Origin of the sequence: Anabaena sp. CCY 0017 (genome assembly GCF_963920885.1) — a bacterium.
GTDB lineage: Bacteria > Cyanobacteriota > Cyanobacteriia > Cyanobacteriales > Nostocaceae > Nodularia.
On record NZ_CAWUDG010000008.1, the window covers coordinates 92,313 to 105,797 of the forward strand.

Genomic DNA, 13,485 nt, shown 5'->3' on the forward strand with positions numbered 1-13,485 from the left:
AGTTATGGCTTTTTGTGTCTATTTTGACAAAATGTAACTTATGTGACAGTTTACATTCTGAATAGATATTAAACTAGCCTTCCGCAGAAATTTAAAGTATTACTATCCCCTGTACATTATTTTAGTGAATTAACTGCAATTCTGCAAAAACACACTCGGTTTTTGGTGTTTTAGCATGATGCTTTTCAACAGAACAGTCAGACAAATATAAATTGTCAAATCCAGAATAAATATTAGAGGAATAACATCCTGGCAGTGCTAAAGATGGCGGCGCTGAGGATTGCACTCACGGGAAGTGTAATTAGCCATGTAACTGCAATACTTTGTAGTGTTTGAAATTTAATGGATTTGATATTTTGCACCAGTCCAACACCGACTACACCACCCACAAGAGCATGAGAGGTGGAGACAGGTAAACCAAAGCGTGAGGCTAGGAGAATGGTAGTAGCGGTTGCAAGTTCGGCACAGAATCCACTACTAGGTTGCAAAGTAATGATGTTTTCGCCAATTGTGGCAATCACCTTTTCACCCCAGAGAGCTAAACCAGCGACAATACCAGCACCACCAAGGATTAAAATCCAGATGGGGATAGTGATGCCATTAATCGGTACGTTACCCGTGCGATTAATATAGATAACGGCAGCTAAAGGAGCGATCGCATTGCCTACATCATTAGAACCATGAGCAAAGGCCACAAAGCAAGCACTGATAACTTGAAAGCGACCGAATAGGCGTTCAATAGGAGTACTGAGTGGGGACTGGTTAGTAGGGGAGTTCTGAGTGGGGAGTATTTGCTCTTTGTCTGCCGTATCCGCAACTCCTTCTAACTGTCGCCAACTAATGACTGTGAGTGCTATGGCTGCAACTGCACCTGTGAATAAGGGAATGTCGTAACTAGGTAAGTTTAAACCAATGCGTTCATTCAAGTAATTAGTTAGGGGTTGCGTTAAGGAAGGTAAGACAATTACACCAAATATTCCTAGCAGAATTACACTCAGCCAGGGAATCCATTGTTGTAGCTGTGCTAATTGATTTGGTTGATCCAAAATCCAGTGCTTGATTTGACTGTAGAATAAAGCGGCGATCGCACTACTGATGATTGGCGTGAAAATCCAGCCAATGGTGACTAAGCCAATTGATGACCAATTAATTGCATCTACTCCCACAGCTACCCAACTAAATCCAGCGATCGCACCTACAACTGCATGAGATGAGGCTACAGGTAAACCCTGTGAGGTGGCGATTTGCAGCCATAAACCACAGGTAATTAACACCGTCACCATCCCAATTAAGTAAATTTCTGGTGTAGCAGCGAATAAAACAGGATTAGCAATTTTCGTGGCTAAGGTTTGGGATACTTCATGCCCAAATAATACCGCGCCCGTAAACTCTAAAATCCCAGCAATAATGATCGCCTGTTTCAAGGTGATGGCTTTAGAACCAACTGAGGTTCCCATTGAGTTGGCGACATCGTTAGCGCCGAGATTGCAGGCGACGTAGAAGGCTAGTAGGGCGATGAAAATTAATGTAATGGACATTTAGCGTTGGGGTAGATGGAAAGAAAATAGCGCGATTCTCAGATAAATCAAAAGCAAGGGCTTATCGCAAAATATCGAGAAGCGCTATAAATATTTTCTACTGTTATCTTGTTTGCCCGGATTACGGATAAATTAAAATTTTGTATGTTGTGGGGTTTGGTGCGATCGCTTGCTCTACAGCTGCTGATAAGTTTTGTAATGGATAGCGATCGCTAATCAAGGCCTGGACATCGATCCGCCGATTAAACACAATCTCCGCCGAGAGATTTTGCAGCCGATAAGACGAACTGTAACTACCCATCAAATCAATTTCCCGACGGTAAAGAATATTCGGGTTAATGGGGATTTCCACTTCATCGGGGAATTCTGCGAAAAACAAAATTTTACCACCTTTGCGGGTACATTCCAGGGCTTGAAAGAAAGCTTTGTCACTGGGAACAGCTAGCAGGGTGACATCAACGCCCATCCCCCCAGTCAAGGCTTGAATTTTGGCAGGTAAATCAGGATCACGGGCATCAAAAGCCGCTTCTGCACCGACAGCCAAGGCTTTTTCTACTCTCGATGGTAGCAAATCAGTGGCGATCGCTTTCGCCCCAAAATGCTTGACTAACATCACAAACATTAAGCCAATTGGTCCCGCACCAGTCACCAAAACAGTTTGTCCGGGGGCAATTTGGGCTTTTTTCACAGCCTTCAGACAGCAGTTAGTTGGTTCAACAAAACTCGCCTCTTCAAAGCTGATATGGTCAGGAATAGGAATTAACCCGCCATTCTGGACAATATGTCCGGGAACCTTGACATACTCAGCAAAACCGCCACCACTAGCGTTAAATCCGGCTGTGGTAGAGATATTCTTATAGACATCGCACATGGAGAAATTATCATTCATGCAGTAGGCGCAACGCATACAAGGAATGTGGTGCATCACCGCCACCCGTTGTCCTACCTGCCAAGATTTTACTTCAGAACCTATTGCGGCGATCGTACCAGCAGTTTCATGTCCAAATATGCGTGGTGGTTCATACAGAGGATAACGAATTTTTTTAATATCTGACTGACATAATCCCACGACTCCCACTTGTACCAGCACTTCATCGGGTTCTAGGGTCGGGACTGGAATTTCTTCGTAAGACAGTTGATTAACACCTCTAAATACCTGTGCTTTCACTTTGGTTTTTCCCCACTCGTTGTTATTAAACGCAATCAACGAAATCATCATAATTCAGATAGCTGTCAATGAAGCAGGATATATTAGGGTGTTGCTTTAAGTTATATATATGGAACTAGATGAACTTAAAAATTCTGTGAGAGCAGGAGAGTTTGGGGCGATTACCTTAGACACGTCAATTTTTGATGCTCAAGGTTTAAGACTGGAATCAGGATTACTTAAGCAGTTGGAACAATTTCAAGATAGTTCAACAAGACTGATTCTTTCCGAAATAGTCAAAGAAGAGACGTTATCGCATCTCATGAAAAAAGCGAGAGATGCACAAAAGGAAATTGAAAAATCTTTGAAACAAGCCAAGGAGCATTGGCGCATCCAGGATCAGGATATTAAAGAGATAAGAGAAATAGTTTTTGGTGAGCGTGAAGCGCAGGAAGTGGTATTTGATCGATTTAATCAATTTGCAGAGCTTACATCATTAGAAATAGTTGAAGCCCAAAACCATGTGATGCTCGGCGACTTGATACAAAAATATTTCAAAGCTAGACCGCCGTTCTCGGAAACAGGAGAAAAGAAAAACGAGTTTCCTGATGCCATTGCTCTAATGTCGTTAGAGACATGGGCGAGTAAAAATCAAACAAAGATTATTGTTGTCACATCCGATAACGATTGGAAGAGTTTTTGCAAAGACTCTGAAAGGCTGATTGCTGTTAATGACTTTGCAGGAGCTTTAGGATTATTTCAGCTTCAAGATGCTGATGACATCTGCAAATATCTATCGGAAAAGTATGAAAAAGGTGAATTAGAAAATGTCCAAGAGGCTATTTCTAATGCTTTAGAATATCAAATGAGCGATCTTGAAATATATCCAGAAGTGACTTCCTCTTACATATATGAGCAGGATTCAACAGAAGTAACTTTAAACGGATTTGAATTTAAGTTATTAGAGACTCCCAATTTAATCTTTAGACCAGTCAATTTTGATGATGAAAGCTTGGTGGTTGAATCGAGATTGAGCGTTGATGTCTACATTGAATGTAGCTTTTCATTTTCTGTGTACGATTCTATAGATAAAGATGAAGTTCCATTTGGAAGTGGTAGTGCAAATATTCAAACTAATTTAGACGTAGATATTTTAGTTTCGTTTGTAGGGAGTTTGGACAAAGTTGGCGCAGAGATTGAGGTTGCCGATGTTGAAATTGAGATTAAAACGATTGATGCCGTTGATTTTGGCGAGATTGAGCCAGATTGGATGGGTGAAGATTATGATTACTAAAAAGCGGCATAACAATCCGCCTACACCCTAAAATAATTACTATAAAATTTCAAGTTAGGATGAAATAAGCGAGAGAGATTTTATTGTCATGAATAATCTGTGTAAAGCTGCGCTGAATTTCTTTCTTTCTTCAAAGAGGCAGGATATAATATTTGAGACTTCTTCTGGTCTTGAATATACATCAGCAGACATTTAGCAATATATTCTGCTAACTTTACAGGTACAGCGTTACCAATCATCTGTTCTAAATCAGTTTTGGAACCTGCAAAAATAAAATCATCGGGAAAAGTTTGAATATAGCTTCTTTCACGAGTAGTTAGAGGACGTGAATTAGGTGTTACTGGCGCAGCATCTCGCGGATGTTGTTGATAATTTTTTGGTATTGGTCTATTTACACCTCGAACCGTGGGACTGGGTTCGTCAATACTAAAAATTGCTCTTCTTTGATAAGTTCTAGGATGTCTATAATAATATTCCAGCCCTAAACTATTTCCGAGATAATCTCTAATAGTTTTAGGTTTTGTAGACAAATTAGCGTCTAGATAAGGTTGCAGTTTTTCGTCCTCACCACCAAGTTCTCCTATACAAAAGAATCTTTTTCGCTTTTGTGGTACACCGCATAAACTCGCATCTAATACTTTTTCTGTTAAACCGTAACCAGCAGTTTTAAGGATTTGACGGAATTCTTTATATTTATTACTTTTGCTAAACCTGGGGACATTTTCCATCACAAACCATTGGCTATGAACACCAGATATTATTTTAGCGAATGTAATACTTAAATCGCCTCTACCTAAATCTTCATTCCTCTTACCAGCACTAGAAAAATCCTGACACGGTGGACCACCAATGATCACATCAGGTAAGAATTTATGAAATAATGCATAATTGCTGTTTACCTGACTCAAGTCATATTGAAAAATTGGGTGCTGAAAGTTTTGCTGATAAACATTAATTGCAGAGAGCCAATTATCAAAAGCAGCTACAATTTCAAATCCAGAGTTTTCAAACCCTAGTGATAAACCGCCGCAACCAGCAAATAAATCTATAACTTTTAATGATGAAGACTGCAATAAAAATTTTTCCTGCATACTAATTACACATCATTTAATTTAGCATCAAAAATTTCTGGATTACTCAATACAATGGCATCAAATCTTCTTTCAGGGCTTAAAAAATTTTGCCCCCCGCCTAAAATTATATTATTGATTTCTTCTTTGCTGATTCTGGGTTTAATCAAATTATCACAAATCATATATGGACGAGTTTTAGATCCACTTAAAGCGAAAGCCTTATCATTTTTTGTATTGTATGTTAATGTATCTATAACTAATTTATGATTTACTTTACCATCAAGTGCAAATTCATATAACATTTTTGCTAGCCATATCACAGAACGCATAGGTCGTTGTATAGTTTCTTCTGATTTAGCTAATCTTTTACATATATCGAAGAAGAGTCTAGTAAAGCCAAAGTTACTCCAAACAAAAATATCTAAGCAGTTTTGATAAAGCTTTGAAGTTTTACCAACAGTTTTCCATATAGGCTGCATAACTAATGGAGATTGGAGTTCTAAATGATCCGCTAGTAATTTATCCAAGCATTCTACCAGTTGTGAAATAAAAGGTAATACCTGGCGTATACTTAACCAGTCTTCAATTAGACTACACACGGGATGAAGATAAGTTAGTAATTTATCTCTATTATTTTGAAATTCATAAGCAATACTCAGAGCCAGATAGACAATAGTATCTGGTCTGATCACAATTTCACAACCGTATTGATTATCTGGTAATCTATATGTAGAATTATCGGGTAATGCTGTTAATTTAATTTCTATTCTTCCTAGACAAGCATTATCTCTATTCATGTCATGAGTGACTAGATCAACTCTTGGAAGTTTACCTATAATAATTTTTCTATAAGGTACATAATCACTTTCAAAGGAAAAAAATAAATTTGAAGACAGAGGAGAAGTTCCCAAGATTTCACTCACCTGTATTTCTTTATGCTTGATTTTTAATTGTTCGTCCAAAGTTAAATAATTAAGTTTTAACCCTTGACTATACATATAACAAGCTAATGAGACAGGAAAAGAATTATTAAATTGATTTTTACCCCAGCTTTCCCTTTGAGAAAAATCTCTATTAGAATGATTTAAACCAAATAAACTGGCTTCTATTTTTTTGGGGTTCATCAGATTTATCTTAACAATGATATCAGACAACAATTTTAGTATAAATTTGCAATATCGCAAAACAACCAGAAGCGCTATAAATATTTTCTAGCGTATACCCGTGCTGTTACCTTAACTTTTATCCCTTGATCATTCATAGAGGTAGCATGAGTCCCCTGAGTTAAATTACAAAGTTCCAAAATTGTAACTCAGAGGATAAAATTAGTAACGAAAACTCAAACAAAAACTCAGCGTATCTTTGCGCTAACCTTAGCGTACCTCTGCGTTTAAAAAATCCTCTCTCATTTCCTCTTCTCAACTATTTTAGAGACTTATATCCAAATGACACAACAAACATACACAGCCGATGTCCTAGTTGTGGGCGGAGGAACCGGGGGAACGGCTGCGGCTATCCAAGCGGCGCGACGGGGAGCAAATACTATTCTGGTGAGTGAATTTCCTTGGTTAGGGGGAATGCTCACCTCTGCTGGAGTATCTGCACCTGATGGTAATGAATTAATGGCATTTCAAACCGGATTATGGGGCGCATTTTTACAAGAATTACGGCAGCGTCAACCAGAAGGATTAGATAATAGCTGGGTGAGCTTTTTTAGTTATGATCCCCGTGTTGGAGCCGAGATTTTTGCAGATTGGGTGCAGGAATTATCAAATCTGCATTGGATTTCTGGACAAGTGCCTTTAGAAGTGTTGCAACAGGGTAATTGTGTAACTGGTGTCAGGTTTGCAGACTTCACCGTTTCAGCCAAAATTATTCTCGATGGTACAGAATTAGGTGATTTATTGGCTTTAGGAGAAATACCTCACCGTTGGGGCTGGGAGTTGCAATCTGAGTGGGGAGAAATTAGCGCCCCAGCAGATTTTAATCATCTCACACAAAGATATCCGGTGCAAGCCCCTACTTGGGTCGTGGTGATGCAAGATTTTGGTAAAGATGTTGCTCCAGAAATTCCACCTGCGCCTAATTATGATCCTTCCCTGTTTGCAGGTGCTTGGGATAACTATGGTGCAGAGAAATTCTTGAATTATGGACGCTGGCCAGGAAATCGATTTATGATTAATTGGCCTATCTGTGGTAATGACTATGGCGAAGGTGTAGGGCGATTAATCGAGTCAGAAGTAGCTAAAAAGGAATTTTTACAAGAATCTCGCTGGCATAGCCAAAATTTCGCTCATTTCATCCAAAAAAACTTGGGGAGACGCTATGGTTTGGCTGAGTCAGTTTTTCCTTGTAAAGCTGGTGCTTTTGCATTGCATCCTTATTACCGTGAGAGTCGTCGCTTGGTGGGACTAACTACTGTGCGAGAACAGGATATTTTGCCAATGGCTGGGGGTCAGGTAGCATCTCTGTTACCCGATGCGTTCGCCGAAGGTGTTTGCGAAGCAATCGCTGTGGGTAACTATGCCAACGATCATCATTATCCTGGGTTCGACTTGCCACTGCAACCGAAATCGATGCGTTGGGGGGGACGTTGGACTGGTACACCCTTTACTATTCCCTACCGTTCCTTAATTCCGGCGGAAATAGATGGTTTTTTAGTTTGTGAAAAGAATATTTCGGTATCTCATATTGCTAATGGCGCAACCAGATTACAACCCGTAGTTATGGGTATCGGTCAAGCTGCGGGAATGGCTGCGGCTATGTGCATTGAGTTGAACTGTCAGCCGAGGGATTTACCTGTCAAGGAACTACAAAATGCTTTGTTAAAATCTTTACCAGATCCTGCGATAGTTGTACCTCTATTTAACTTAGATATCTCAACCCAAAATCCGGAATGGCTAAATTCGCAAGTGTATTACTTAAATGACCCGCCAGCCTATCCATTAAATGGCAATTATCCTGGCTCATCGCTCAATACGTGTAATTACTTAAGAGAAGACCAAGCATTAACACGTAAAAGCGATTGTTTTGTCGGGATTTTCCGGCGGATAAATCAGCAAGATTACTGTTTTACTATCACTGCGCCAGCGGCCTATGATGGTCAAACTTGGCAGCTTGTAACTTTGCGATCGCATACACAAGAGCAACTAGAAGCGGCTGTGCATGAGCAACTGCTGACTATTTGGGGTCACTTAAATCATGCTGGTCATTGGTTATTGGCTGAAAATGTTGCAGTAGCGTGAAAGTAATTTAATTTCAGTAAAACACACTACTTTTTGATCATTTTTCCGGATATGCTACCTAAAGATCCGTAGCAATAGATAAGAGAGTTCTAAAATAAACATCTGTTATGCGAGCTACGATTTCACTTTTAGTTTCGAGTTTGGTTTTCAGTTCCTTAGCTTTTAACTGCCAAGCAAAGGTAAATCGCTTATCTCAGATGTTGCTATCTGCTTCTGTTTCGCAACCGTTACACACAGATTTATCTCTGTATCAAGCACAACTGAGCGAGTCAGAAGGACCACGGCTACATCGGGGTAGTGGACGAATCAACTTCATGAAACGGTTTGGCGGTAATGCTTAACCTCTCATGAGCCTATGTCTTCGTGTCGTGTTTTTGTAGAATCAGCAATTGTCTAATTCTCAGGGAATCAAATACTGCCTCTCTATCAAAGACATAACACTAAAAATATTCACGGTACTTCATGCTGCAATCAGCACTGTTGCATCCCTAGACTCATTAAATCTCAATTATCAGGCGATGGCTGACTGGCCTTCGGTACGCGCATATTCCATGCAATGATGTGATGAAACGCTTATATAAAGAGAGTGACTCTGAATATTCAGAGTCACTTTTAAATATCTAGCCTAAAAACTGGCAACTTTCACAATAGGCTAATATTAAGGACTGAAAGCTTACTTTTTAGCTTCAGCGATGGGAACCCACTCAGTATGGAATGTTCCTTCCTTGTCAAGACGCTTGTAAGTGTGTGCGCCGAAGTAGTCGCGTTGTGCTTGGGTCAAGTTTTGAGGTAGGCGATCGCGGCGATAGCTGTCAAAATAATCCAAAGATGCACTAAATGCAGGAACTGGAATTCCCACTTTTGCTGCTGTCATGATGACTTCCCGCCAAGCATCTTGTCTGTCGAGAATAGTCTGCTTAAATTCGGGAGCTAGTAACAGGTTAGGCAATGCAGGATTTTCGTTAAAAGCCTTCTTAATCTTATTCAAGAAGCCAGCCCGAATAATACAACCACCTTTCCAAATCCGCGCCATATCGCTCAGATTCAAATCCCAGTTGTAGGTTTTAGAAGCTGTATATAACAGCGCCATACCTTGAGCATAAGAACAAATTTTGGAGCAATAAAGAGCATCGCGAACCTTGTTCACAAAGTCCTTCACGTCTCCATCAAACTTAGCGCTAGGGCCTGTCAAACTCTTAGAAGCTGCTACCCGTTCATCTTTAATCGAAGACATAATCCGGGCATTAACTGCGGCAGTAATTGTGGGAATTGCTACACCCAATTCCAAAGCAGTTTGGACAGTCCAACGTCCAGTTCCCTTTTGACCTGCTGCGTCAACAATTAAATCCACCAAGGGTTTTTTGGTTTCGGGGTCAACGTAAGGGAAAATATTCGATGTAATCTCAATCAAAAACGAATTGAGTTCATCTGTGGTGTTCCATTGAGTGAACACGTCATGCAGCTGATTTGCATTTAATCCAGCCACATTTTTCAGCAAGTCGTAGGCTTCTGCAATTAGCTGCATATCGCCGTACTCAATACCGTTGTGTACCATTTTCACATAGTGACCAGAACCACCAGGGCCAATATAGGTAACACAAGCACCATCATCGACTTGAGCAGCAATTTTGTTGAAAATGGGAGATAGATACTCATAAGAGCTAGGAGTACCACCAGGCATGAGTGAGGGGCCATTGAGAGCGCCTTCTTCACCGCCACTGACACCCATACCCAAGAACCGCAATCCAGCAGGTTCTAACTCTTGAGTACGTCTTTCTGTATCTTCAAACCAAGAGTTACCACCGTCAATAATGATATCGCCTTCATCTAGTAAGGGTTTGAGTTGGGCAATCACCGCATCCACTGGCTTACCAGCTTGCACCATCACTAAGATTTTGCGGGGACGTTCCAATGATGCGACAAATTCCTCTAGGGTAAACGCGGCTTTGACGTTCCTTCCTGGCGCGCGCTGCGCCATAAACGCATCCGTTTTTTCTCTGGAGCGGTTATAAACTGCAATTGGGAAGCCATTACGCTCAACGTTAAGCGCTATATTTTCGCCCATTACGGCTAATCCAATCACACCAAAGCTTTGTAGTGTCATAAATTATGTTTGGCTAACTCTTGCAGATCCTTTTATCTTTAGGGTAGACCGAGATTTTGGCTTCTCTCCTAAAGAAGACCTTAAGACTTGAATAAACTGCAAAAATTTACAATTAACACAAAGAATTAATTGTGGCAAGTTTGAGTATAGGATTAATTTCTGTCAAATAGAGGATGAATTCACTGTCTCCACTGCTTTAGACATAGTAGAAGGTCGGCAAAGGTGCAGCAGGAGAGCGCAGATGAATGAATCGGTGCAGGCGCTACCATTACTGGTGTTGCTGGTGGGAATGGCGATCGCGATCGCTATTCTGATTAAATCTGGTTTAGAGCGCATTGGTGTTCCGGCGCTGGTTGGCTATTTAGTCCTGGGATTTGTCCTGCGCCTGATTGATAATCAATGGCAGATCCTTTCCCCAGAGGGAGCAGAAGTTTTTGAGTTCTTGGCACAGTTGGGAATTATCGCCTTGCTATTCCGGGTGGGATTAGAAAGTGACTTGGCTGGACTAATGCGCCAGCTTTCCCGCGCCAGCATCATCTTAGCTGGTGATGTTTTACTGAGCGGCGGACTGGCTTTTGTGGTTTCCTACTGGTGGCTGCAACTGGGGCTAATTTCCAGTTTGTTTGTCAGTACTGCCATGACAGCTACTAGTGTAGGGGTAGCCGTTGGAGTTTGGCACGAAGAGGAAGCGACAGACTCGCCCAATGGTCAGTTACTGCTAGATGTGGCGGAAATGGATGATATTTCTGGTGTGATTTTGATGGCGTTGCTGTTTGCGATTGCACCTACCTTAAAAAACAGTGTTGATGCTTCTATTTTACCCATTCTAGCTAAAACCGCAGGCAGCTTCCTGATTAAATCTATCTTATTTGCCACCTTTTGTTACGTATTTTCGCGTAACTTTGAGGCAGCAGTTACAGGTTTTATCAGGAGGATTGAAAAACCCCCAGATCCGATGTTGACTGTGGCCAGCATTGGATTTATCATTGCGGCGATCGCTGGTTTATTAGGATTTTCCGTAGCCATCGGAGCCTTTTTTGCTGGACTCGTCTTCAGCCGCGACCCGGAAGCGGTCAAATTAGATACTTCTTTCACCACACTTTATGAATTTTTCGTCCCGTTTTTCTTTATTGGCATCGGCTTGCAAATCGAGCCTCATGCCTTAACCACAGCTTTCGGTTTGGGTGGTGCTTTGTTGATTGTAGCCCTATTAGGTAAAATTATTGGTGCTGGTGTACCTGCGATATTTATGACCGGATGGGTGGGAGGGATATTACTGGGTGTCAGCTTGGTTCCCAGAGCCGAAATCACCTTAATTATCATGCAACGAGGTCTGTCATTGGGGAATTGGGCAATTTCTCCACAGGTATTTGCTGCTATGGTTGCCGTATGTGCTGTGACTAGTATCGTCACTCCCTTGATTCTGCACCGAATGTTGGAGCAGTGGCCACAAACACAACCAGAAGAATCATCATCATCGGCAAACCAGGTCTAAAGACACGCTCAAAAAGATAACCATACAAAAGAAAAAATGACAGAAATTATGGGCAGACAATACACTCTAATCATAGACAAGTCCGGCAGCATGGAAAGCCCTAGTGAACTTCCAGGCAAAACCAGATGGGAAGCTATGCAAGAGAACACCTTAGCCTTAGCGCGCAAGTGTGAGCAGCTAGACCCAGATGGTATCAACATTTACCTGTTCTCTGGCAGACACAAATTTTACTCCGAGGTGACTTCAAGTAAAGTTCAGCAGATATTCCAAGAAAATCACCCGGCTGGAAGCACCAACTTAGCTGGGGTTCTGAAAGCAGCCTTTGATGACTTTTTCAACCGCAGAGAACAAGGTTTAACGCCAAACGGTGAGACAATTATTGTGATCACCGATGGTGAGCCAGATGATCGTAAGCCTGTGTATGAGCAGATTATCCTAGCTAGTCGCAAAATAGATAGTGATGAAGAATTAGCAGTGCTGTTCTTTCAAATTGGTGATGACCCAGGCGCAACTAAGTTTCTGCGGACAATAGACGATGAGTTGACCAACGCCGGCGCAAAGTTTGATATTGCTGACGTGACAACTGCTGATGATATAGAAGATATAGGATTTGCCGCAGCTTTAGAGAAAGCGATCGTTGACTAAAATTTCTAATTCCCAATCACTCGTCAAATGATGCAGTAAGGAGTAACCAAAAAATGCTGGCATACGTTCTAGCTTTTGTGGTCGGACTGGGTAGTTTAGCTATTTACATAGCAGCTTTCTTTTTTCCAGAAATCCACCGTAAGAATGATTTTATCTGGAGTGGTGTCGGACTTTTCTATGCCTTAGTCTTATGGGTGTTTGCGCCCCGCATTTCTGGCGGCTTATTGCTCGGTCATGTGGCTAGCGTCGCTCTTTTGGTTTGGTTTGGCTGGCAAACTCTTTCATTACGTCGCCAACTCACTCCGCAAACAGAACAAACCCCATTACCCAGTCCTGAGACGGTAAAAACTGGCATTCAGGAGCAAGTGAATAAGTTATCTCTCCAGGAACGGCTAGGTCAGGTACAAGGGAGTCTGGGTAATATCTTTAGCGGCGCAAAAAGTAAGGCGCAACAGACTATAACCAAGAAAACACCTGAAACTCCCAAAACAGAGACAATCACCTCTGTCACCGCCCAAAAACCTGTTGTTGAGATTATTGATAAAACTTCTCCCATACCAGAACCAGCAACAGAGGAAAAAGTTGTTCCCACTGTAACTGAATCTCAAACTGAGGAAGCAACCCCACCCAGTCCCCCGCCTGCTGAAGTATTAGCAGCAGCCCAAGCAGAGGCTGAGACTGAAGAGAAAGCACCGATCCCGGTTGCAGAAATTGCACCAGATGCTGCACTCGCGCCCCCAGCAGAAGTACCACCGGAAAACATACCCCCACATCAGGCTGATTGACTTCAACCCAGCGTCTAGGAAGAGGCAGGGGTGCAGGGTGCAGGGGGCAGTGGAAAAGAGGCAGGGGGCAGGGTGCAGGGTGCAGGGGGGAAGAAACTTACTCAGCACTCAAGCACTACTGTAGGGGCGGGTTTACTAACGCTCTTTTATGACTTTGAT

The 13,485-nt window shown here is 41.8% G+C and carries 11 protein-coding genes; 6 read left to right on the plus strand and 5 right to left on the minus strand.

The features are described 5' to 3' along the window. Positions 1–233: 233 nt before the first annotated feature. Positions 234–1,538 carry an inorganic phosphate transporter gene (locus ACM0OW_RS12395; RefSeq protein ID WP_414550402.1) on the minus strand — a complete coding sequence of 435 codons (1,305 nt, stop codon included), beginning with the start codon at positions 1,536–1,538 and terminating at the stop codon, positions 234–236. Positions 1,539–1,659: 121 nt separating this feature from the next. Further along, positions 1,660–2,706 (minus strand): zinc-dependent dehydrogenase, encoded by a 1,047-nt coding sequence (locus ACM0OW_RS12400; RefSeq protein ID WP_414550494.1) that lies wholly within the window; start codon positions 2,704–2,706, stop codon positions 1,660–1,662. 109 nt (positions 2,707–2,815) lie between these two features. Here ACM0OW_RS12400 and ACM0OW_RS12405 point away from each other — a divergent pair, with 109 nt between their 5' ends. Continuing rightward, the gene (locus ACM0OW_RS12405) at positions 2,816–3,979 is read left to right on the plus strand and encodes a PIN domain-containing protein (protein WP_414550403.1); all 1,164 of its coding nucleotides are present in this window, start codon (positions 2,816–2,818) and stop codon (positions 3,977–3,979) included. Positions 3,980–4,065: 86 nt separating this feature from the next. On the opposite strand, the gene ACM0OW_RS12410 is transcribed toward ACM0OW_RS12405, so the two are convergent. Together ACM0OW_RS12410 and ACM0OW_RS12415 are read right to left on the minus strand one after the other, a co-directional pair. Then, the gene (locus ACM0OW_RS12410; protein WP_414550404.1) at positions 4,066–5,070 is read right to left on the minus strand and encodes a DNA cytosine methyltransferase; all 1,005 of its coding nucleotides are present in this window, start codon (positions 5,068–5,070) and stop codon (positions 4,066–4,068) included. Between the two features lie 5 nt (positions 5,071–5,075). After that, complete coding sequence (locus tag ACM0OW_RS12415) at positions 5,076–6,176, minus strand: HindVP family restriction endonuclease (protein WP_414550405.1); 1,101 nt, start codon at positions 6,174–6,176, stop codon at positions 5,076–5,078. 321 nt (positions 6,177–6,497) lie between these two features. Here ACM0OW_RS12415 and ACM0OW_RS12420 point away from each other — a divergent pair, with 321 nt between their 5' ends. Both ACM0OW_RS12420 and patX read left to right on the plus strand, forming a co-directional pair. Continuing rightward, positions 6,498–8,297: an FAD-dependent oxidoreductase gene (locus tag ACM0OW_RS12420; RefSeq protein ID WP_414550406.1), complete on the plus strand. Its 1,800-nt coding sequence runs from the start codon at positions 6,498–6,500 to the stop codon at positions 8,295–8,297. Positions 8,298–8,404: 107 nt separating this feature from the next. After that, entirely contained in the window at positions 8,405–8,638 is a 234-nt protein-coding gene (gene patX / locus ACM0OW_RS12425) for a heterocyst-inhibiting protein PatX (RefSeq protein ID WP_414550407.1), read from the plus strand. Positions 8,639–8,970: 332 nt separating this feature from the next. Here patX and gndA read toward each other — a convergent pair whose 3' ends face one another. Continuing rightward, on the minus strand, positions 8,971–10,401 hold the full coding sequence (gene gndA, locus ACM0OW_RS12430; RefSeq protein ID WP_414550408.1) for an NADP-dependent phosphogluconate dehydrogenase: 1,431 nt from the start codon (positions 10,399–10,401) through the stop codon (positions 8,971–8,973). 241 nt (positions 10,402–10,642) lie between these two features. On the opposite strand from gndA, the gene ACM0OW_RS12435 reads away from it, so the two are divergent. From ACM0OW_RS12435 to ACM0OW_RS12445, 3 genes are read left to right on the plus strand one after another with little or no spacing between them, the layout of a single operon-like run. Further along, a complete protein-coding gene (locus ACM0OW_RS12435; protein WP_414550409.1) occupies positions 10,643–11,896 on the plus strand; it encodes a cation:proton antiporter in 1,254 nt (417 codons plus the stop codon). Between the two features lie 36 nt (positions 11,897–11,932). Further along, complete coding sequence (locus ACM0OW_RS12440; protein WP_414550410.1) at positions 11,933–12,541, plus strand: VWA domain-containing protein; 609 nt, start codon at positions 11,933–11,935, stop codon at positions 12,539–12,541. A 53-nt stretch (positions 12,542–12,594) separates the two neighbouring features. Further along, positions 12,595–13,326, plus strand: a complete 732-nt coding sequence (locus ACM0OW_RS12445; RefSeq protein WP_414550411.1) for a Ycf66 family protein — start codon at positions 12,595–12,597, stop codon at positions 13,324–13,326. The last annotated feature ends 159 nt before the right edge of the window (positions 13,327–13,485 follow it).

Excerpts from the sequence above, each read along its gene's own strand:
- ACM0OW_RS12395 (WP_414550402.1), bottom strand. The coding sequence starts at position 1,538 with ATGTCCATTACATTAATTTTCATCGCCCTACTAGCCTTCTACGTCGCC.
- ACM0OW_RS12405 (WP_414550403.1), top strand. The coding sequence starts at position 2,816 with ATGGAACTAGATGAACTTAAAAATTCTGTGAGAGCAGGAGAGTTTGGG.
- ACM0OW_RS12410 (WP_414550404.1), bottom strand. The coding sequence starts at position 5,070 with ATGCAGGAAAAATTTTTATTGCAGTCTTCATCATTAAAAGTTATAGAT.
- ACM0OW_RS12415 (WP_414550405.1), bottom strand. The coding sequence starts at position 6,176 with ATGAACCCCAAAAAAATAGAAGCCAGTTTATTTGGTTTAAATCATTCT.
- ACM0OW_RS12420 (WP_414550406.1), top strand. The coding sequence starts at position 6,498 with ATGACACAACAAACATACACAGCCGATGTCCTAGTTGTGGGCGGAGGA.
- patX (WP_414550407.1), top strand. The coding sequence starts at position 8,405 with ATGCGAGCTACGATTTCACTTTTAGTTTCGAGTTTGGTTTTCAGTTCC.
- gndA (WP_414550408.1), bottom strand. The coding sequence starts at position 10,401 with ATGACACTACAAAGCTTTGGTGTGATTGGATTAGCCGTAATGGGCGAA.
- ACM0OW_RS12435 (WP_414550409.1), top strand. The coding sequence starts at position 10,643 with ATGAATGAATCGGTGCAGGCGCTACCATTACTGGTGTTGCTGGTGGGA.
- ACM0OW_RS12440 (WP_414550410.1), top strand. The coding sequence starts at position 11,933 with ATGACAGAAATTATGGGCAGACAATACACTCTAATCATAGACAAGTCC.
- ACM0OW_RS12445 (WP_414550411.1), top strand. The coding sequence starts at position 12,595 with ATGCTGGCATACGTTCTAGCTTTTGTGGTCGGACTGGGTAGTTTAGCT.